This is a genomic window from Pleomorphovibrio marinus, assembly GCF_003347495.1.
GTDB lineage: Bacteria > Bacteroidota > Bacteroidia > Cytophagales > Cyclobacteriaceae > Pleomorphovibrio > Pleomorphovibrio marinus.
The window spans coordinates 12423-31581 of sequence record NZ_QCXY01000002.1; the positions used below are offsets into that span (position 1 = coordinate 12423).

At 44.6% G+C, this 19159-nt stretch carries 17 protein-coding genes; 8 read left to right on the plus strand and 9 right to left on the minus strand.

Annotated features, from left to right (window positions below; genetic code table 11):
- Window positions 1-104: 104 nt before the first annotated feature.
- A complete protein-coding gene (locus DB520_RS06100) occupies window positions 105-599 on the minus strand; it encodes a DUF3368 domain-containing protein (RefSeq protein WP_114748825.1) in 495 nt (164 codons plus the stop codon).
- 1 nt (window position 600) lies between these two features.
- On the minus strand, window positions 601-864 hold the full coding sequence (locus DB520_RS06105) for a UPF0175 family protein (RefSeq protein WP_114748826.1): 264 nt from the start codon (window positions 862-864) through the stop codon (window positions 601-603).
- A gap of 320 nt (window positions 865-1184) precedes the next feature.
- On the opposite strand from DB520_RS06105, the gene DB520_RS06110 reads away from it, so the two are divergent.
- The 3 genes from DB520_RS06110 (at window position 1185) to DB520_RS06120 (ending at window position 5362) form a co-directional block, all read left to right on the plus strand.
- Entirely contained in the window at window positions 1185-2318 is a 1134-nt protein-coding gene (locus DB520_RS06110) for a DUF4221 family protein (RefSeq protein ID WP_114748827.1), read from the plus strand.
- A gap of 449 nt (window positions 2319-2767) precedes the next feature.
- Complete coding sequence (locus tag DB520_RS06115) at window positions 2768-3739, plus strand: Kelch repeat-containing protein (protein WP_114748828.1); 972 nt, start codon at window positions 2768-2770, stop codon at window positions 3737-3739.
- A 75-nt stretch (window positions 3740-3814) separates the two neighbouring features.
- Window positions 3815-5362: an AbgT family transporter gene (locus DB520_RS06120; RefSeq protein WP_114749390.1), complete on the plus strand. Its 1548-nt coding sequence runs from the start codon at window positions 3815-3817 to the stop codon at window positions 5360-5362.
- Window positions 5363-5955: 593 nt separating this feature from the next.
- On the opposite strand, the gene DB520_RS06130 is transcribed toward DB520_RS06120, so the two are convergent.
- Window positions 5956-7134 (minus strand): acyltransferase family protein, encoded by a 1179-nt coding sequence (locus DB520_RS06130; RefSeq protein ID WP_114748830.1) that lies wholly within the window; start codon window positions 7132-7134, stop codon window positions 5956-5958.
- 163 nt (window positions 7135-7297) lie between these two features.
- On the opposite strand from DB520_RS06130, the gene DB520_RS06135 reads away from it, so the two are divergent.
- The 3 genes from DB520_RS06135 to DB520_RS06145 all read left to right on the plus strand — a co-directional run bounded on the left by DB520_RS06135 (window position 7298) and on the right by DB520_RS06145 (window position 10895).
- Window positions 7298-8704 (plus strand): Gfo/Idh/MocA family oxidoreductase, encoded by a 1407-nt coding sequence (locus DB520_RS06135; protein ID WP_114748831.1) that lies wholly within the window; start codon window positions 7298-7300, stop codon window positions 8702-8704.
- Between the two features lie 109 nt (window positions 8705-8813).
- Window positions 8814-9551, plus strand: coding sequence for a glucosamine-6-phosphate deaminase (locus DB520_RS06140; protein WP_114748832.1), 738 nt, complete (start codon window positions 8814-8816; stop codon window positions 9549-9551).
- A 21-nt stretch (window positions 9552-9572) separates the two neighbouring features.
- Complete coding sequence (locus DB520_RS06145; RefSeq protein ID WP_114748833.1) at window positions 9573-10895, plus strand: sugar MFS transporter; 1323 nt, start codon at window positions 9573-9575, stop codon at window positions 10893-10895.
- Window positions 10896-10903: 8 nt separating this feature from the next.
- Here the strand turns inward: DB520_RS06145 and DB520_RS06150 are convergent, their stop codons facing one another.
- From DB520_RS06150 to cobA, 6 genes are all read right to left on the minus strand, one after another.
- A complete protein-coding gene (locus DB520_RS06150; protein WP_114749391.1) occupies window positions 10904-11431 on the minus strand; it encodes a 5' nucleotidase, NT5C type in 528 nt (175 codons plus the stop codon).
- Complete coding sequence (locus DB520_RS06155) at window positions 11431-12027, minus strand: hypothetical protein (protein ID WP_114748834.1); 597 nt, start codon at window positions 12025-12027, stop codon at window positions 11431-11433. The genes DB520_RS06150 and DB520_RS06155 overlap by 1 nt, the downstream gene beginning before the upstream one ends.
- A gap of 128 nt (window positions 12028-12155) precedes the next feature.
- Window positions 12156-12572: a peptide-methionine (R)-S-oxide reductase MsrB gene (msrB, locus tag DB520_RS06160; RefSeq protein WP_114748835.1), complete on the minus strand. Its 417-nt coding sequence runs from the start codon at window positions 12570-12572 to the stop codon at window positions 12156-12158.
- Between the two features lie 183 nt (window positions 12573-12755).
- Window positions 12756-13949: an aspartate aminotransferase family protein gene (locus tag DB520_RS06165; protein WP_114748836.1), complete on the minus strand. Its 1194-nt coding sequence runs from the start codon at window positions 13947-13949 to the stop codon at window positions 12756-12758.
- Window positions 13950-13958: 9 nt separating this feature from the next.
- Window positions 13959-14837: a class I SAM-dependent methyltransferase gene (locus DB520_RS06170; protein WP_114748837.1), complete on the minus strand. Its 879-nt coding sequence runs from the start codon at window positions 14835-14837 to the stop codon at window positions 13959-13961.
- 390 nt (window positions 14838-15227) lie between these two features.
- Window positions 15228-15974: a uroporphyrinogen-III C-methyltransferase gene (gene cobA, locus DB520_RS06175; protein WP_114748838.1), complete on the minus strand. Its 747-nt coding sequence runs from the start codon at window positions 15972-15974 to the stop codon at window positions 15228-15230.
- 127 nt (window positions 15975-16101) lie between these two features.
- Here cobA and nirB point away from each other — a divergent pair, with 127 nt between their 5' ends.
- Window positions 16102-18615 (plus strand): nitrite reductase large subunit NirB, encoded by a 2514-nt coding sequence (gene nirB / locus DB520_RS06180; RefSeq protein ID WP_114748839.1) that lies wholly within the window; start codon window positions 16102-16104, stop codon window positions 18613-18615.
- Between the two features lie 57 nt (window positions 18616-18672).
- Window positions 18673-19059 (plus strand): nitrite reductase small subunit NirD, encoded by a 387-nt coding sequence (gene nirD, locus DB520_RS06185; RefSeq protein WP_114748840.1) that lies wholly within the window; start codon window positions 18673-18675, stop codon window positions 19057-19059.
- The last annotated feature ends 100 nt before the right edge of the window (window positions 19060-19159 follow it).

Consider the following 19159-nt stretch of genomic DNA (forward strand, 5'->3'; position numbering starts at 1 on the left):
ACTTGGCGATCATTGAAGAGTTTATTTTGCCTCCCCGGTAGAGAAAAAAAAATGGGATTTTCTGAATTGGTTTTCTTATTCAATAAAAACGGCGCATTTTCGGGCTAGTAATTTAGTGGGCTTTCATTCCTGTCATTCAGCAGTCTATTCAGTAAATTAATCGAATAGAATCTTTTATTTCTTAAAAACTCTAAAAAAATTGGTCTTAATTCATTAATCAATCCTTTTTCTTTTGAAATTAGAAGCAATCCTATAGTACCTATACAGTTCATTCCAAAATTTTCAGCGATCCTTCTCGCCTTCTTATCATCGATCAATAAAAAATCTGCTTTCTGCTCCTTATAAAGAATTACCGCTTCGGATTCTCCATAATCCATCATAAAGGTCAATTCATTAAACCCTTTAACGTCTACGATCTTATTTTTAAAGAATTCAACAATATTTGCGTGAAATGACGCACCTGTCTGTAGTGTTATCTCTTCCCATACTGCCTTAGGAATCTTTATATCATCAAACAATTCGTTGAGCAAGCCTAATTTTTTAACGACAGCTAGTGAGAAAATTGGACCTGCATCGGCAATAACCAATCCATTTTTCATTCTATTTTAATTTCTCCAAGTCGTCAAGAACATCCTCATAAGTCAGATTTGATATCTGTATTTGGTTATCAGCGAGTTTGTTTTCAAATTCCAATCGAGACATTCCAGCTAATTGGGCGGCTTTGCCTATTGTCAATTTCTGAAGCTGGTACAAACGCATTGCATATGACAATTTTATATCTTTTTGTAGTCCTGATTCATCTTCATTCAAGGCTAACAGGATATCTGACGGTAATTCCACTTGTATGATTCGTAGTGTACTCATTTTTCTTCATCTTTACTACGAAAGTACGCAAAAAATCTCAAAATTTATCCAATTTGCGTTACCGACCCAGTACAGGTTCAGGGTTAAAAATGGTTAAACGTGAGCATTTGCCTGCGAGTATATGCATAAAATGAATATGTTTACAAAATGTTGCTTTACTAAATCGTCTTCAGGATGGGTGAAATTTGGTAATGAAGAACAAAATCAATTGAACAGGAACCATGTGTGTTTGACCATATATGGTTTAATTCAGCGAATTAATTAACTCTAGAAGAAACCAGCAATTAGTCTGGCTTCTTCTTTTACCAACTGAAAATGAAATGAGGTTTTTATTGTTAATAGTAGTCCTATTTATTTTCATCTCCTGCCAACAGAAGAAGGGGGAGGGTGATAGCCATGATTTAGTGTATTCGGTGGATACGGTTATCATTGATTCCAAGGATCGGCTTTTAGATTTGAAAAGAGGTATATGGAACTCAGATTTGAATGATAAAGAAAGCGCAATTTTTTTGTATAATGGGTTTGATCATTCTATCGATGAAGTAAATCTTGATGACCCTGAAATTGTAAATAATTATCCATTCGAAGCCGAAGGACCTGATGGAACAGGTGAGCATGTTAATACTATTAATTTGTTAAATGATAGTTTTATTTTTATCAAGTCATTCGGTAAATCCGGCGTATTCGCAAAGAATGGGAGCCTGATAGAAAGAGTGGACTGGGTGAATGCTATTGATTCAGGTGGTTTGAAATATGGGGAAATTCCTCAAAATGAGATTGCCATTGGCTCCAGTAATTTGAAAGTAGTTGGGTTAAACTATGACCATAAAAATCGGGATGTCTTTCTTGATGTTTTGTCAGTTGGAGATAACTCCGTTAAACGATTTGATATAGAATCTGAAAAGTCCTATCATAATTTCGTTTTGTCGATTGACGATCCGAAAAATTTCACCTATCTGGACCCTATTGTTTACCTGACGGCTGAAAATGATTTAATCCTGATTAGCCATCAATTTTCAAACGAAATATACCAGTTTAATGCTGAAGGGGAGCAAATCCAAACTGTCCATTACGAACCTAAAATGACACCTAAGCGGGCGAAAGACCTTAGCGGAACAACCATTTCCTCCGAGGATCAGATTACAACAGAATATCAAAAGCTTTTGGAACAAGTAAGGTTTGGCCCCCCGGTGTGGGACAGAGTTAAGAAGCGGTATATGCGTTTATCCGCCAAAAGAGTTTTCTCGGAATTTCGGGAAGAAGGAGCATTTCTACCGGAAATTAAAGATGTTGTGGTGTACCTGTCTGTTTTTGATGAGGCGTTCAATTTAATTGTTGAATGCGCTATTCCTGAGTTGAGTACCGAATCTGTCAAGTATTTTGCCAAAGACGGGAAGCTATGGGTGTATCAGAATTTCTCTGATGAACTTGGGTTTGTGGTTATTGATTTTTAGGAGTGTAAATGAAGACAAGAATGAATGGGTAAGGATAGGTATAAAGAGAGGGGAATGCGAGGGAGTCTATCTTAAGATTTGTTGGGATGATTTTTCGTAGGTTGAGACCAAGCATATAGGAAAATTTCACGCAACGGTCGCAACGGAATACGCAACGGTCACAACGATATGCCTGGGAAGGTCTAATCAAACCCTTTTTAGAAAAAAGCCAGATTGAGCGCAATAGTTTGGTCAAACAAAAACTTCATATTGAAATCTGAGACACCTTGTTTTCTCTGTCAGCTGCGAAACTCAAGGCTGGATAAATATCATTCTCCGTTAATTCGTCAAAATATTTGAAGATGTGTATATTTACATTCACCACTATGGGTAAAGCCCTTAATTTTGGATGCTAACCAATTTAGGCCCCTTTGGAACAGTTTAATCAGTCGTCAACCAACCTTCTTACAATGAAACACCTTAGTAGCCAACTTTCGCTGTTTTTGATGTTGCTTTCCACCCCTCTGTTCGCCCAGAGCTGGGAAACCCTAGATCCTGTCAATACCTGTACCGAGCGCCATGAATGTGCCAGTGCAGCGGTAAATGGCAAGGTCTATTTGATGGGAGGAAGGGGGGCAGACAAGCCGGTGGAGGAATACGACCCCAACACCAACAAGTGGACGGAGAAGTCCAAAGCCCCTCTTGAATTGCATCATTATCAGGCCCTGGTTTTTGAAGATAAAATCTATGTAATTGGCGCTTTTACCGGTGGATTTCCCCATGAAACGCCTGTACCAAACGTATATATCTATGACCCCGCTACCGATGAATGGACCAAGGGCCATGAGATTCCTGAGGGTAGGAGAAGGGGAGCGGCCGGCGTGGTGCTACATAACGAAAAGTTTTACGTAGTTGGAGGTATTGAAGACGGACATTGGGCAGATAACAGGGATTATTTGGATGAATATGACCCAAGGACCGGAGATTGGAAGAAACTTGCAGATTTACCTAGGGTAAGGGATCATTTCCAAGCTGTGGTGGTAGACAACAAGCTGTATGCTGTTGGGGGAAGAAAATCCTTTGCCAAGGAGGGTCACTCCTTTGAGCTGACCTACGGGGAAGTAGATGTATATGATTTCTCCTCCGGTGAATGGGAAACACTGGGAGAATCAGAGGACCTGCCTACCCAAAGGGCTGGGAGCTCCACCATTGCCTACAAGGAAGGCTTTATCGTAGTAGGAGGAGAAAGTATAGATCAGGTTGCCGCTCATGATGAGGTGGAATATTTTGCCCCAGATAAAGGATGGACCTTGCTGAACCGCTTGCAAAGGGGAAGACATGGTTTCCAGGTAGTGGAGATCAATGGTGACTATTATGTGGCAGCAGGCTGCGGCAATAGAGGGGGAAGTCCTGAACTTTCGAGCATAGAAGTGATGCAATAGTCCTCATTTTTTCACAGAAACATTAAATAATTAACATGCTTGCCTATTTTTGGGTTTACCCAAAAAAGTAAACGCATGGAAAATCCCGAGAAGCGGTCATCATGGTTAGATAAATTTCTGAATGTAGTGGAACGGTTGGGTAACAAACTGCCGGACCCTGCTATACTTTTCTTAATGTTGATGCTGCTGACTTGGGGGCTATCGGCATTTCTATCCCCTTTTGATTTTGGCGAAACGGATCCTCGTACGGGGGAGCCCCTGTTGGTGCAAAACTTATTGACCAGCACTCAATTGGCCAATTTTTTGGCTAATATGATCAACGTATTTATCAATTTCCCTCCCCTCGGAGTGGTCTTGTTGGCGATGCTTGGAGTAGGAGTGGCTGAGCATTCGGGATATATCAATGCGGGATTGAAATATCTCTTGGGGTTTACTCCACAATCCCTGCTCACCCCAATTTTGATCCTCGTGGCCATCGTAAGCCATACTGCGGCTGATGCGGGGTATGTCTTGGTGATTCCCTTGGGTGGCATCATTTATTATGCTGCAGGCAGGCACCCCCTAGCTGGTATAGCTGCCACCTTTGCAGGCGTGTCCGGTGGCTTCAGTGCCAATTTTATTCCTTCCAGTATTGACCCCTTGCTGCAGAGTTTTACCCAGTCTGCCGCCCAGATCATAGATCCTACTATTGAATTGAATCCACTTAATAATTTATTGTTCACAGGCCTATCCAGCTTCGTAGTGGTAGGCGTGGGTTGGTACCTTACCGATAGGGTGATAGAGCCAAGGCTAAAACGTACCTTGCCCATTGATGAAAACATAGAGGATGTCCCCCGAATGGACACCATTAGCGAGAAGGAAAAAAAAGCTTTTTGGTTGGCTACGGCGGTAATGCTGATTTCCCTGGTGTTGCTCTTTTTCTGGGCATACCCAACGGATTCCAGCCTTCGGGACGAGGGGGGTAAGCTTACCACCTTCACTGCCCCATTGATGAGATCCATTGTGCCATTGATCTTTTTGGTCTTTTGGTTTCCCGGGATGATTTTTGGGTTCGTGTCAGGAACCTATACCGCCATGAAGGACATGGTGGCCTCCATGAGTAAGGCCATGGGGAGCATGTCACATTATATCGTGATGGCTTTTTTCTGCGCCCTGTTTATAGATGCTTTTACGAAATCCAACATTGGAGCCCTGATCGCACTAAAGGGGGCCAACTTTCTGGAAAGCCTTCAACTTCCTGGGCAGGTCACCATTGTGGGGATCGTGGGATTGAGTGCCTTTGTAAATTTATTGGTGGGTTCTGCCTCGGCCAAGTGGGCACTTATCAGCCCTATCTTTGTGCCTATGCTGATGCAATTGGGGATTTCCCCCGACCTCACGCAGGCCGCCTATCGCGTTGGGGACTCGGTTTCCAATATCATCACCCCATTATTGCCCTATTTCCCCTTGGTGGTGATTTTCTGCCAGCGTTATGTGAAAAACACAGGGATTGGTACCTTGGTATCCATCATGTTGCCTTATACCCTTGTTCTCTTTGTTGTATGGACGGCATTTCTGCTGATCTATTGGGCGTTGGGGATCCCCTTAGGGTTGCAATCCACCTATGAGTATATACCCCGCTGAAGGCAGAATTCAGCCCATTAGTAAATTCTTGTTAGTTTCTTCTCATTTTGCTGTCCTAAACTTGCTGCCAACCCGTGGCTAATGGAAGTAATCCACTATTGTGGCTATTGGATGTACAACAATGACGGAATACAACTACGAACCAACCCCTTCGTGCCAATTAGTGAAATTAGTGGCAAAAAACAACCTGGTAGAGATGGAATATTCAACCCCGAAAATTTACTCCCCCAATTAAATTTTGGATTTGAATGTCAACTAACCTTAAAATTCGAAAAAATTAATGTGAAAATAGACTTTCTGCTCAATTTTAATATCATCTCACGCAGTTAACCTTAAAAATCATCAGTTTTAATGTCAGATATGCTTAATATCGTAACCCTGGGCATAATTTGCAACGTAGGGATCGGTATTGATTAGGCCGGTGGGCCGGCCTTCATAACACGACCCTATTGGGATGAATGATATCGCGATGGAGTTGTCCTACGGATTTCAACCCTCTCATTGTCAGGGATAGCTACGGAGATGTGTTTTTCCTTGGATCTGATGGGGAACAAAGGTGATACTTCCTTTGGGGTAGAACCCCTTACTCGGGGCTAGACTTTGACAAATATTTTGAGGCGGTAAAGGATGTACAGGAAAACCCAAACCAGCATCAATGCACCAAAAGCCTCCACCACCCTGTGCCAATCCTCGGGCAAAGGCTGATAAATCCCGGAAAACAACTTGGCCGAGGTGTATCGGAAATTGATAAAGCTGTAGGCAAAATAAATCGTGAGTGAGTTCAGTCCAATGACTTGGAAGAAGAAGGCCCATTTTCTGTATTTCCAAACGTCAATAATTACGTAAAACATCATCACGAACAAAAATGCCATTCCAGCGGTAAGTGCAATGAAGGAAGAACTCCAGAGGTGCTTGTTAATGGGGAAATGAAGGTTCCACACCAAGCCCACTCCAATCAACAGCACTCCTGCCAAGCTCAGGTACTGAATTTTTTTAAAATCTGTCCAAGCTTTACCCAAAATTTGTCCTGCAAGGGTGCCAAAGATGGTCAGGCATAATGCCGGAAACTGCGTAAGCAAGCCGAGCTCATCATAGCTACCCTGAAGCAGCCGGCCAGGTAAAAAGGTTCGGTCAAACCAGCCCACCAAATTTCCCTCAAAGCTTAAATCCCCTGCACCATGGCCGGGAACCGGAATGAGGAAAAGGGCAGCATAATATACCAATAGGATCCCTGAGGCCCATGCTAGTCGTTGTTTAAAGGTGAAGTTCAGGAAAAGCACCGTTGACACAAAGGTGGCTATGCCGATTCTTCCCAGCACACTGCCCAGGCGTATTTGGGAGGGCTCGAAAAAGGGAATTGGGGAGTTTTTATAGATAATGCCCAAACCAATTAAAATAAGCATTCGGATTAAGGTTTTTTGATAGAGGGCTTTTTTGCCCAGTCCCATATTCATCCCTTTCCGCAAAGAAAAGGTCAGGGAAACGCCTGCAATAAAAAGGAAAAGTGGGAAGATAAAATCATAAAAGGTGAAACCATTCCATTCCGGATGGGTCAACTGGTCTGCCAACCAGTCTATTGCTGCAATACCTGTTTTACCTTTCAGTAAAACCAAAAAAGTGCCTCCGCCGGAAATCAGGAGCATGTCGAATCCTCTCAGGGCGTCGAGGGACAATAACCTTTTACTCCGGCCTTTAGGTCTGTGTTCGCTGGAGGAGAAGTCTTCCGATCCTACATCCAGAGAGGCATGGTTTTGGGTTTTTTTCTGACTCATTATGGGTTATACTATTTGGGTGAATGGGTGGCTAAAAAACGGATTAGAAATATTTTCTTCCAATTTATTTCATTTCTCTGGGTTATAAAAGTATTTTTATGCCCTCAGGGGAAAATTTATACCTAGTTCCCTTTTTGTTTTGACAATAACCCCTTATTAGCCCATGGCACCAAATAGAAGAGATTTTCTAAAAATCGGTGGTTTGGCCGGGATGGCTACCTTGACTGGCCAGGTCTCTGCCACTGTCGTCCCCAAGCAACCCCAACAAGCTCTTTCCACCACTGAACAAAAATTCAATATGAGTGGATATGCTGCTCCGGCTTTGGATAAGGTAAGGATAGCTGTAATAGGTTTGGGAAACAGGGGACCTGGGGCAGTGGAAAGGCTCAGCAAGATTGAAGGGGTGGAACTAAATGCCTTGTGCGATCTTCGACAAGAGCGTGTTGCACATGCCCAAGGGCGAATTAGGGAAACAGAACATCAACCAGAAAGCTACTCTGGAGATGGAGATATCTGGAAAAAAGTGTGTGAAAGGGATGACATAGACCTCATCTATATAGCCACTCCCTGGCATCTGCACACCCCCATGGCCCTTTATGCCATGCAGCAAGGAAAACATGCTGCCGTTGAAGTCCCCGCAGCAATCACCCTTGAGGAATGTTGGCAATTGGTGGAAACTTCCGAATCCACCAAGAAGCATTGTATGATGCTTGAGAACACCTGTTATGATTTTTTTGAATTGCTGACGCTAAATATGGCTAGGCAAGGTTTTTTTGGGGAGATTATACATGGGGAAGGTGCCTATATCCATGAACTGCTAGAGAGTAACTTTAGCAATGGTCGCTATTGGGATATGTGGAGGCTGAAACAAAACAGGAGAAACGGAAGCCTTTACCCCACTCATGGCTTAGGACCAATTGCGCAATTGATGAATGTGAACAGAGGGGATTTGATGGAATACCTTGTTTCCGTATCCAGTGCAGACTTTATGATGGCCGACAAAGCTAGGGAATTGGCAGAGGAAGACGATTTTTACAGCAGGTTTGCCGATGGTTCGTACAGAGGAAACATGAACAACACTACCATACGGACTAAAAAAGGTCGTACTATCCTCATCCAGCATGATGTGACTTCTCCCAGGCCTTACAGTAGGCTGCATATTGTGAGTGGTACCAAAGCTTATGCACAGAAATATCCCGAGCCGGGAAAAATTTCCCTGGGTCATGAAGGGTTTCTGTCCGAATCCGAAATGAAGAAACTGGAAGAACAATTCCAACCTCCCATCGTGCAACGAATTGGGGAGTTGGCTAAGCAAATTGGTGGACATGGCGGTATGGACTTTTTGATGGATTGGAGGTTGATCGATTGCCTGCGAAACGGTATCCCTCTGGACCAGGACGTATATGATGCGGCGGCTTGGTCTGCGGTGGGACCTCTGAGTGAGCAATCAGTGGCCAACCGGTCCGCTTCTGTGGATATACCTGATTTCACAAGAGGAGCCTGGCAAAAGAACACACCTGTGGACATAGAACTTTCAAAGGGTGGAACAACCGCCATCTTAACTGCCTAAATAAAAGTAGGTTACTGTTTTTTTGCCTTTCTCTGTTGAAAAGGAGTTTGGAAAACGGGATTTATTGCCTTAATATTAAGTTTGATCGACTAGAAAATCACCTAAACCAATGGAAATAGTAATTAGTGAAGACCCCAAATCCTTGGGACAAAAAGCAGGTAAATTGGCAGCGGAGCTCATTCAGAAAGCAATAGAGGAAAAGGGCAGTGCCAATATTATTTTGGCCACAGGGACCAGTCAGTTTGAGACCCTGAGTCATTTAATCAGTGATAAAAGTATCGAATGGGAAAGGGTAACTATGTTTCACTTGGATGAATATATAGGACTATCAATCTCCCATCCTGCAAGTTTCAGAAAGTACCTCAAAGAAAGGTTCTTGGAAAAGGTGGGGCAGTTAAAAGGTTATTACCTCATTGACGGGCAAAAAGACCCACACGTTGAGACAGACCGGTTAAGCGAGATTATTGATAAGCACCCCATAGATGTAGCTCTTGTCGGGATAGGGGAGAATGGACATCTTGCTTTCAATGACCCTCCAGCAGACTTTGACACTAAAAAGCCCTATTTGGTTGTGAACTTGGATGAGGCTTGTAGAAAACAGCAGTTGGGGGAGGGTTGGTTTCCCGATTTTGAAGCGGTCCCTAAGCAAGCCATCAGTATGTCCATCCATCAAATCATGCAGTCTAAACATATCGTTTGCTCCGTTCCAGATGAAAGGAAGGCGGAGGCAGTAAAAAACTGTGTAGAAAACCAGGTGAGCAACCTTTTTCCTGCCAGTATACTTCAGCGCCATCCCAGCTGCACCTTGTTTCTAGACAAAGGAGCGGCTTCCAGGCTCAGCAAATAAAACCGATTTTAAGCACCAATCATGGCCATCAAAACCCAGACTGTAGCGGTTGGAAACCTTAGCAAAAGACAAACCTATGTGTCCATTGCCATTATTGGTGGCCTCTTCTTCATATTTGGTTTTGTCTCTTGGGTCAATGCCATCCTTATTCCCTATTTTAAGGTGGCCTGCGAGTTGAATAACTTTCAGTCCTACCTTGTGGCCTTTGCTTTTTACATCTCCTATTTTATATTTTCTGTGCCTGCCTCCTATATGCTAAAAGCCGTGGGTTTTAAAAAGGGAATGATGGTGGGTTTCTGGATAATGGCACTTGGAGCCTTTGTGTTTTTGCCCGCTGCCATGGGAAGAACCTACGAGCTTTTTTTGCTGGGTTTGTTTATGATAGGCGCGGGATTGGCCGTGCTGCAAACTGCAGCTAATCCCTATATTACCATTTTGGGGCCAAAGGAATCAGCCGCTCAGCGTATCAGTATCATGGGAATTCTAAACAAAGGGGCGGGGATTTTGGCTCCTTTGATTTTTGCCGCGGTAATTTTAAGGGTTTCCGATGACGAGATCATGAGCCAACTCCCCCTAATGGCAGAGGCGGAAAGGAACTTATATTTGGACGAGTTGATCAGCAGGGTAATTGTCCCCTATGCTGTGGTTGGTTCGGTGCTCTTGGTATTGGGACTCTTGGTGAGGCTGTCACCCCTACCCGAAATAGACACAGAATCGGAATCCGATGAAGTGGCCAAGTCAAATGCAGGCAAACTGAGTATTTTTCAGTTTCCCCACCTAATTTTGGGGGCACTAGCCATATTTCTTCATGTTGGAACCCAGGTAATTGCCATCGATACCATTATGAGTTATGCTATCTCCATGGATATTTCCATGATGGATGCAAGGGTGTTCCCCTCCTATACCCTAGCAGCCATGATAGCAGGGTATATTTTTGGGATCATTACTATACCCCGGTTTTTTTCTCAAGTAAAAGTACTGAGGGGATTTACCAGTATGGGCTTACTATTCACCATAGGCATTTTTTTGTTCGGTGGAGAGGTCATGTTTTTGGGCTTGAATGCCGACATTTCCATCTGGTTTGTAGTATTGCTGGGTTTTGCAAACTCTTTGGTATGGGCAGGAATCTGGCCCCTGGCTCTTGATGGGCTTGGAAAATTCACCAAAATAGGTGCTTCCCTATTGATTATGGGTCTTTGTGGAAATGCCATCCTGCCCATGGTGTATGGGTATTTTGCCGATACCATGGGTCTCAAAGAGGCCTATTGGGTACTCATTCCCTGCTATTTGTATTTAATGTATTATGCCTTCCTTGGGCATAAGGTGAGGTCATGGAAAAAATGAGCCCCTGCTCAAAGTAATAGTTCAGCAATATTTTCCCAATTGTCTACCCTCTGATGATTCTTCGTTGGGGAGGTTTGGTTATGGGGCTGGGTAAAAAGCAGGGTTCTACCCTGGAAATTATCCAAGTTTTTAAAATGGTCATCTATCATGATGTCTGCACGTATGATGGACTTGGAACCGCATAGCACCATCTGTTGCCAGGTGATAAAAGGAAAAAAGGCATTAAGCCAATCATGCTTTTCCTTCAGGCTATTTGGATACTCCATGGCGGCAGATACTATAAACACCTCGAAATGGGTGTTCAGCAGTTCTAGCACTTTCGGAGCCTCCTGCATGACGGGGGCAGTCCTGAAGAAACCGGGCCTGTTTACATGCTCATCATGTAGGGGGAATGCCTCCTCCTCCAGTAGGCCCTTAACTTGTTCCCGGGATAGTTTTTGACCTGTGTCCTCCTCATGCATACGTAAAAACTGGGCATATACATCCGCCAAGACACCATCCATGTCCACTGCTATTCTTTGTTTAGTGGAAAGCATCATTTTTTGTTCAAGGCATCTACCAATTGCCGGTTCAGTTTCCTTTCCCTTTCCAGAGTGTTTCTGCGGTGTTGCTCAAATTCCTCTTGGATCTCCAAAAGCCGTTTTTCCGTTTCCGCCCTCACCACATGGCTCTTTTTAAACCTAAAATAGCTTATTACAAGTACCAAGACCAATAGAATGATAACACCCCAAACTAGGTTATTATAAACATTTTTGTGAATATAGGTGCCTAAAAAATAGAAGCTGTCGCGCTGCGCGATGGCATCCTCTCTTTCCTCATTGGCCCTGGACATATTCGCATTTAACTGCTCAATCTGGTTATTCTGCTCATTGAGCTTGTTTTGAATTTCGACAATTTGGTTCCGATAGGAATTAAGGCTGTCAGTAATGTTGGACTGAAGCTTGCTGAGGTGGGTCCTCCTTACCACTTTGTACTCCTGATAATTAGTGGAGACAGTATTGATATAATCAAATTGACTTTCTATGGTGCCGCCATCTAACCCACTCTCCTGCGCAGTTCCTGTTTCCTGTGCTTTGGCTAAAAATGAGATAAAAAAAGCACCGAAAAGTAGCATCACTTGAATCCTTCTCATGGCTGTTTGTATTTTGTTTTAGGATGTTGCTTACTGAAAAGCTAGAAATTTTTTACAATAATAAGCATTCAGACCTAAAAATAGACAAGTCTAGATACGTAAAATAACAAAAATCGAATTTCTGCCGATTATTCCTCCTTAAAGTCCATGGAAACGGAATTGATACAATACCTAATTCCGCCCCTATCGTCGGGTCCATCGGGAAAGCGGTGGCCCAGGTGACCCCCGCAATTGGCACAGAGGATTTCCTCTCTCACCATTCCGTGAGAATAGTCCATGCGAACCTCTATGGCCTCTGAAGATACCGGCTCTGTAAAACTCGGCCAGCCACAGCCACTGTCATATTTTGCGTGACTGTGAAAAATGGGGTTGCCACAGCCCCGGCATTCATAGATTCCCGTGGCCTTGTTCAAATAGTATTCCCCTGAATAGGGCCTCTCCGTACCATGCTCTCTCAATACGTGGTAGGCTTCAGGGTCAAGTTTTTTTTGCCATTCCTCCTCGGGTCGTACTATAGGATATTTCTTCTTTGTCTTTTCCTTCATGCCTTTATCGTCTTTTAGTAGCCATTATTTGTCATAACCCGCCCTGAATATTATCGGGATTCGGGAAACTTGATTCGGGTAATCTCGCAATGATAATCCTTCTCCGGTGTGAAGGTCTCTTTATGCTCGAATTCATCTTCCTGTTTAGTGCATATATTAAGACCAATTCTCAGCCGAAAATGTTTATCCTTTTCCATGCACATGTGCAATGGCTTCAAGGATGATTTCACAGGCTTTATCAATCTCCTCATTGGATATAGTTAGGGGAGGTGCGACCCGCATGGCATCGTCACAAAAGAGAAACCAATCCGTGACCACACCTAGGGCTATCGCTCTGTCTATAATAGGTTTTAGTGTCTCAAATGACTCGAATGCCACTGCCATCATCAGCCCCTTATGCCTGATTTCCTTTATCATCGGATGAACGAGGTTTGAGATAAATCTTTTGCTTTTATCCGTTGCTTGCTCCACGAGTTGTTCCTCTTGCAAAATTTGTACGGTGGCAAGGGAGGCGGCTGCACTTACCGGGTGCCCACCGAAAGTGGTAATATGCCCCAATAGTGGATGGGTCTTTAAACCTGCCATAATTGATTTGTTGGCGATAAAGGCTCCAATGGGCATGCCCCCGCCCATTCCCTTGGCACAGACCAAGATGTCTGGAATCACCCCGAAATGCTCAAAGGCCCAGAATTTCCCGGTACGGCCAAAACCTGCTTGGATTTCATCCAGAATCAATAATGCACCATTCGCATCGCAAGCAGCCCTTAATGCTTCAAAATAGTCCTTGTCAGCCACTCTAATACCTGCCTCTCCTTGCACGGTTTCCACAATAACGGCAGCGGTGTTCTTGCTGATTTCCCCTAAATCATTGGGGTTGGCATACCGTATATGCTTAACCCCTGGAAGCAAGGGTCTGTAGGAGCGTTTGAAGATTTCATTGCCCCCTACTGAGAGTGCGCCCTGGGAGGACCCGTGATAGGCGTCCACACAAGAAATAATTTCTCGCCTATTGGTATGCCTTTTGGCAAGCTTTAGAGCTCCTTCCACCGCCTCACTTCCACTATTCACAAAATAAACGTTGTCCAATTGAGGTGGTAGGGTGTCGCATAGGGCCTTTGCCAATAGGGTCTGGGGAGACTGCACAAACTCCCCGTAAACCATGAGATGCAGGTACCTATCAAGCTGACCCTGGATGGCCCCCATCACTTTTGGATGCCTGTGCCCCACATTACTAACACCAATTCCTGAAATAAGGTCCACGTACTTTTCCCCATTGGGGCCATACATATACACACCCTCGGCCCTTTCCACTTCTATCATTAAAGGGAAATCCGTAGTCTGGGCTAGATGAGACATAAATAGCTGCCTGTGGTTCATAGTCATATGTTATTTCCAAAATCGGAGAAAGATGCCCAAGGGCAGTCTTTTACCGAAATTGTCGGTGAGATACAATTCCCCATGTTCCAACTGTTGTATGGAGGAAAAATGAGCCTTTACTAGGTTTTCTGCGATCATGGAGGAAAGGCTCAATGAATACATGTTCAGTACAAAAAAATGGCTATCTGGGGCTAAAAGTTCCGAACAGTCCTTGATTAGGGCATTGATTTGTTCTTCCAAAACCCATTTTTCCCCATTGGGACCCCTTCCATATGCTGGTGGATCCAGGATTATTCCCTGGTAGGTGTTGCCCCTTCTGAGTTCCCGCTTCACAAATTTCACGGCATCATCCACCACCCAGCGTATATTACTTTGGCCACTGTTTTCCATGTTTTCCCTGGCCCAGGTTACGACCGGCTTCACGGCGTCCAGGTGGGTAACCGTAGCACCTGAGGCATTGGCGGCCAGTGATGCAGCCCCGGTATAGGCGAAAAGGTTTAATACCTGGGAATCCCTACTTGATTGCTTATGAATGAAATCCCAATTGACGGCTTGCTCGGGAAAGATGCCCACATGTTTAAAGGAAGTTAGGGCGAGTTTGAGACGCAAGTCAAGTCCATGTTGGTTTTTGTAGGAAATCTTCCATGAACTGGGTACTTTTTTGTTGAATTTCCAACTCCCCTTTTCGGGGTTGCCAGGCGCTTTTGCAAAAATGGCATGGGCTTTTTCTACCCATTGGTCATGAGGCAGGCTTTTGTCCCAAATGGCTTGTGGTTCTGGTCTTGCGACCACAACCTCTCCAAATCTCTCCAGTTTCTCGAACCCGCCGGTGTCCAGTAGTTCATAATCTTCCCAGGGCTCAGGGCTTAGGATGGTCTTTGCGTACATGGGGCAAAAATACTCAATACCCTTCAAATAACTAAACGCCTTTCATCTGTTTATAATTTCTTTTCAGCGGTCATATAGCCTGCCCCTGCCTGCCCCGAACTCGTTTCGGGGAACTTGTTTCGGGGGAATCTCGCAATCTATAATCATCCCCCCCCCCCCCGGGTGTCGCTCGCGTCATGCCCTGACTGCCGTCAGGACAGGCTCGATTTCATCATAACCTAAATATTGTACCTTTTAGCTGTACAAGATCGGAATGAAATAAAATAACTTTTTGAAGTTCCTCAATTACATTTATTGCAAGGTAACCTATAGGTTGGCCCACCATTTATTGGAGACTTCGTCCATGGATTTTTCTTTTTACATTCCAAACTTTTCAAGTCTGCCCATTTTTCAAAGCGTGTCCCTAATTTCGGGTTCTGGAAGGAGACGATTTACCGTAGGTCCCACTACGATGATGGCTGGGGAAGTTAGACCAGCACCATTTACTTTTCCTACCATTTCACAAACCCTCCCTACCACTCTTTTTTCAGTCGATAGGGTCCCGTTTTGAATCACGGCAACCATCTCGGAGGATCCTCTGTGTTTTTCAAAGATTCCCATAATCTTGTCCAATTTTTTCATGCCCATTAAAATAACCACTGTTGCTGATGAAGATGCCGCAATGGTGAGGTCCCGTGTGAGGCTCCTGTCCTTCAAGGTGCCGGTGAGAACCCAAAAGCTTTTTGCTTGTTCCACATGGGTTAAGGGGATTCCAGCTAGACCGGGTACAGCAAATGGACTGCTGATTCCTGGAATATATTCACCTGGTATGCCATGGAGCGCTGCGTGGCACAACTCCTCATGCCCCCTACCGAAAACCATTGGGTCCCCACCTTTTAGGCGAACCACATGAGCTGGTTTTTTGGCATAAGCTACAATCATCTCATTTATTGCATCCTGTTGTTGGTAATGCACCCCAGCCCTTTTACCTACAAATACTTTTTGCGAAGCGTCAGGGGCATGGCGGAGCAGCTCTTCATTTGCCAAGGCATCATATAGGACTACATCGGCTTTTTCAAGGGCTTTTACGGCTTTGAGGGTAATTAAAAGGGGATCTCCCGGCCCGGCACCTACTACAGATAACTTTGGTTCGCACATACCTTACTTGTTTTTCTACGTAAAATTATTAAAAATATACGTATAAATACTTATTTAATTAAAGAATTGTTGTAATTTAGCAATTGTAAACAGTAGTAATACTGCTTTTTATTTAAATTTAATACCAATGACAACGAAGAAATCCCAGATTATAGTTGTAGGAAATGGAATGGTAGGGTATAAGTTTTGCGAAAAACTACGTAATTCGGATACTGAGGACAGGTACCAGGTTACGGTGTTCGGAGAGGAGCCCTGGCCCGCATATGACAGGGTTCACTTAAGTAGTTACTTTACAAATACGGATCCCCACAAACTTCAAATGGCACCCAGGTCATGGTATGCCGAGAATAAGGTTGAGTTAAGAACCAACGAACTAGTCACCCTTATCGACAAGGAAAACCGGGTAGTAGTTAACCACTTGGGGGAAAGTTTCCCCTATGACTACTTGGTATTGGCTACTGGATCTTCCGCCTTTGTCCCGCCGGTACCCGGTGTGGATAAGAAAGGGGTTTTTGTGTACAGAACCATGGAGGACCTGGAAGCCATCCTGGCATATGGCAAGAAAGTAAAGTCTGCTGCCGTGCTGGGGGGTGGGCTACTGGGTTTAGAAGCTGCAAAAGCGGTGATGGATATGGGGCTTGAAGCACATGTGGTGGAGCTGGCCCCCCGTCTGATGCCCAACCAACTGGACGAACAGGGTGCTGCCCTATTGCGATCAAAATTGGAGAGCTTGGGTATTGGCATTCACTTGGGAAAGATGACCAAGGAGATACAAGGAAATGGCAAACTGACGGGCTTGGCCTTTCAGGATGGATCTTTCCTTGAAACAGAAATGCTGGTGATCTCTGCGGGTATTAAACCCCGGGATGAGTTGGCAGCCAAAGCGGGGCTGGAGCTGGGAAAAAGAGGAGGGATCCTCGTCAACGATGCTTTGCAAACCACCGACAGGCATATTTACGCTATTGGGGAAGCCGCCGTTCACAGGGACAAGGTGTATGGTCTGGTGGCACCTGGCTATGAAATGGCCTCCCAAGTGGTGAACCAGTTGCTGGATAAGGAAACAAAGCCTTTTTTAGGATTTGACATGTCCACTAAATTAAAGCTGATTGGTGTGGAAGTGGGTAGTTTTGGTGATCCCTTTGGAACGTCCGAACCCTCGCATCCCATAAGTTTTGAGGATAAGGCCAAGGGACAATATAAAAGGATTAACATTTCGGAAGATGGGAAGCGGCTCATTGGAGGGGTATTGGTAGGTGACAGTTCCTCTTTTGGCATGCTCCTTCAGATGACTCAGAACGGTATGCCCCTCCCTCCTTCCCCTGAGGATTTGATCTTAGGTGGCCGGGACGGAAAGTCCAATAACCCAATGGAAGGATTAGAGGCATTGCCGGAAGGCGCACAGATTTGTTCCTGCGAAAACGTGACAAAGGGAGACATCTGCCAACATGTGGAAGATACAGCTTCAGGGGACCTAGGGCAGATCAAAAAATGCACCAAGGCAGGAACAGGCTGCGGAGGCTGTTTGCCCATGATCAACGACCTCGCCAAGCACCAGCTCAAGAAAATGGGGAAAACGGTAAAGAATGTCATTTGCGAACATTTCCCTTATTCCCGTCAGGAGCTTTTTGACATTGTAAAAATCAAGGGCATCAAGAGTTATAACCAGTTGCTGGATGAATTTGGCGAGGGAGATGGCTGTGAGATTTGCAAACCTGCAGTGGCCTCGATTTTAGCATCGGTTTGGAATGAGATGATTTTGAGACAGGATACTATCCAAGATACTAATGACCGGTTTTTGGCTAATATCCAAAAGGGTGGGACCTATTCGGTGGTTCCCAGGATTCCCGGTGGGGAAATAACCCCGGAAAAACTGATAGTGATCGGACAGGTAGCCCAGGAATATAACTTATATACCAAAATCACCGGAGGACAAAGGATAGACATGTTTGGCGCAAGGGTAGACCAGTTGCCAGATATATGGGAAAAATTGATAGCTGCTGGTTTCGAAAGCGGACATGCCTATGGCAAATCCCTTCGAACAGTGAAGAGTTGTGTAGGGTCCACCTGGTGCAGATATGGCGTTCAGGATTCCGTCAGTTTTGCGATTAGGGTAGAAGAAAGGTACCGGGGACTGCGTTCCCCGCATAAGTTGAAAGGTGGCGTTTCAGGCTGTATCAGGGAATGCGCGGAGGCACAGAGTAAGGATTTTGGGGTTATTGCAACCGAAAAGGGCTGGAATATTTATGTAGGCGGTAATGGGGGATCGAAGCCCCAGCACGCAAAGCTATTGGTGAATGACGTGGATACGGAGACCTGTATTCGCTACCTAGATAGGTTCCTGATGTTTTATATCAAGACTGCGGAGCCGCTGCAGCGCACCGCCACCTGGCTCAACAAACTGGAGGGGGGCTTGGACTACCTTAGGGATGTGGTGGTGAATGATTGTCTTGGTATTGGAAGGGAGTTGGAAAAGGAAATGGACTTTATGGTGACTACCTACTCTTGTGAGTGGAAAGAGGTCGTAAACAACCCGGAGCTGAGGGCCAAGTTTAAGCATTTCGTGAATGCCGAAGAGGAAGACCCCAATGTGCAATTTCAGCCGATTAGGGGGCAAAAAATACCCGTGGACTGGAAATCCTAGCCAAGCCCTTTACTGGTGATAATAAAGTTATTTGTTAAACGAATAGTAAAAACGATCATGATTGACCTTTTAGAAAAATACCCCAAAGTAGTGGAAGATGAAGTGGTGTTTTGGTACAAGGCTGCTCCAGCATCTGCTTTTCCCGAAAATGGCGGCGCTTGTGTGAAGTACAAGGACCTTCAAATCGCAGTTTTCAATTTTTCCAGAAAGGGGGAATGGTATGCCTGCCAAAACCTTTGTCCCCACAGGATGCAAATGATACTAAGCCGTGGAATGATCGGCTCTAGTGGGGAAGAACCTAAAGTGGCCTGTCCCTTTCATAAAAAGACGTTCTCTTTAAAAACCGGAGAAAACCTAAATGGAGATACCTGTGCCATTACCACCTATCCCGTAAAGATTGAGGATGGGTATGTCTATGTGGGGTTTGACTCCGGTTATTCGTGAAGACTTGTTGTTAGTGGTTAAAAAGAAAGTGAACTATGCTTTCTATAAAGAATAGCCTGTTTCTGAGTAGGGACAGGCTATTTAACTTTCCCTGTTGTAT

What these genes read in the sequence shown, in the direction of transcription:
- DB520_RS06145 (WP_114748833.1), top strand. Translation starts at nt 9,573, where the DNA reads ATGGCCATCAAAACCCAGACTGTAGCGGTTGGAAACCTTAGCAAAAGA.
- DB520_RS06120 (WP_114749390.1), top strand. Translation starts at nt 3,815, where the DNA reads ATGGAAAATCCCGAGAAGCGGTCATCATGGTTAGATAAATTTCTGAAT.
- msrB (WP_114748835.1), bottom strand. Translation starts at nt 12,572, where the DNA reads ATGAAGGAAAAGACAAAGAAGAAATATCCTATAGTACGACCCGAGGAG.
- DB520_RS06140 (WP_114748832.1), top strand. Translation starts at nt 8,814, where the DNA reads ATGGAAATAGTAATTAGTGAAGACCCCAAATCCTTGGGACAAAAAGCA.
- DB520_RS06130 (WP_114748830.1), bottom strand. Translation starts at nt 7,134, where the DNA reads ATGAGTCAGAAAAAAACCCAAAACCATGCCTCTCTGGATGTAGGATCG.
- DB520_RS06115 (WP_114748828.1), top strand. Translation starts at nt 2,768, where the DNA reads ATGAAACACCTTAGTAGCCAACTTTCGCTGTTTTTGATGTTGCTTTCC.
- cobA (WP_114748838.1), bottom strand. Translation starts at nt 15,974, where the DNA reads ATGTGCGAACCAAAGTTATCTGTAGTAGGTGCCGGGCCGGGAGATCCC.
- nirB (WP_114748839.1), top strand. Translation starts at nt 16,102, where the DNA reads ATGACAACGAAGAAATCCCAGATTATAGTTGTAGGAAATGGAATGGTA.
- DB520_RS06155 (WP_114748834.1), bottom strand. Translation starts at nt 12,027, where the DNA reads ATGAGAAGGATTCAAGTGATGCTACTTTTCGGTGCTTTTTTTATCTCA.
- nirD (WP_114748840.1), top strand. Translation starts at nt 18,673, where the DNA reads ATGATTGACCTTTTAGAAAAATACCCCAAAGTAGTGGAAGATGAAGTG.
- DB520_RS06165 (WP_114748836.1), bottom strand. Translation starts at nt 13,949, where the DNA reads ATGAACCACAGGCAGCTATTTATGTCTCATCTAGCCCAGACTACGGAT.
- DB520_RS06135 (WP_114748831.1), top strand. Translation starts at nt 7,298, where the DNA reads ATGGCACCAAATAGAAGAGATTTTCTAAAAATCGGTGGTTTGGCCGGG.
- DB520_RS06100 (WP_114748825.1), bottom strand. Translation starts at nt 599, where the DNA reads ATGAAAAATGGATTGGTTATTGCCGATGCAGGTCCAATTTTCTCACTA.
- DB520_RS06110 (WP_114748827.1), top strand. Translation starts at nt 1,185, where the DNA reads ATGAGGTTTTTATTGTTAATAGTAGTCCTATTTATTTTCATCTCCTGC.
- DB520_RS06150 (WP_114749391.1), bottom strand. Translation starts at nt 11,431, where the DNA reads ATGCTTTCCACTAAACAAAGAATAGCAGTGGACATGGATGGTGTCTTG.
- DB520_RS06105 (WP_114748826.1), bottom strand. Translation starts at nt 864, where the DNA reads ATGAGTACACTACGAATCATACAAGTGGAATTACCGTCAGATATCCTG.
- DB520_RS06170 (WP_114748837.1), bottom strand. Translation starts at nt 14,837, where the DNA reads ATGTACGCAAAGACCATCCTAAGCCCTGAGCCCTGGGAAGATTATGAA.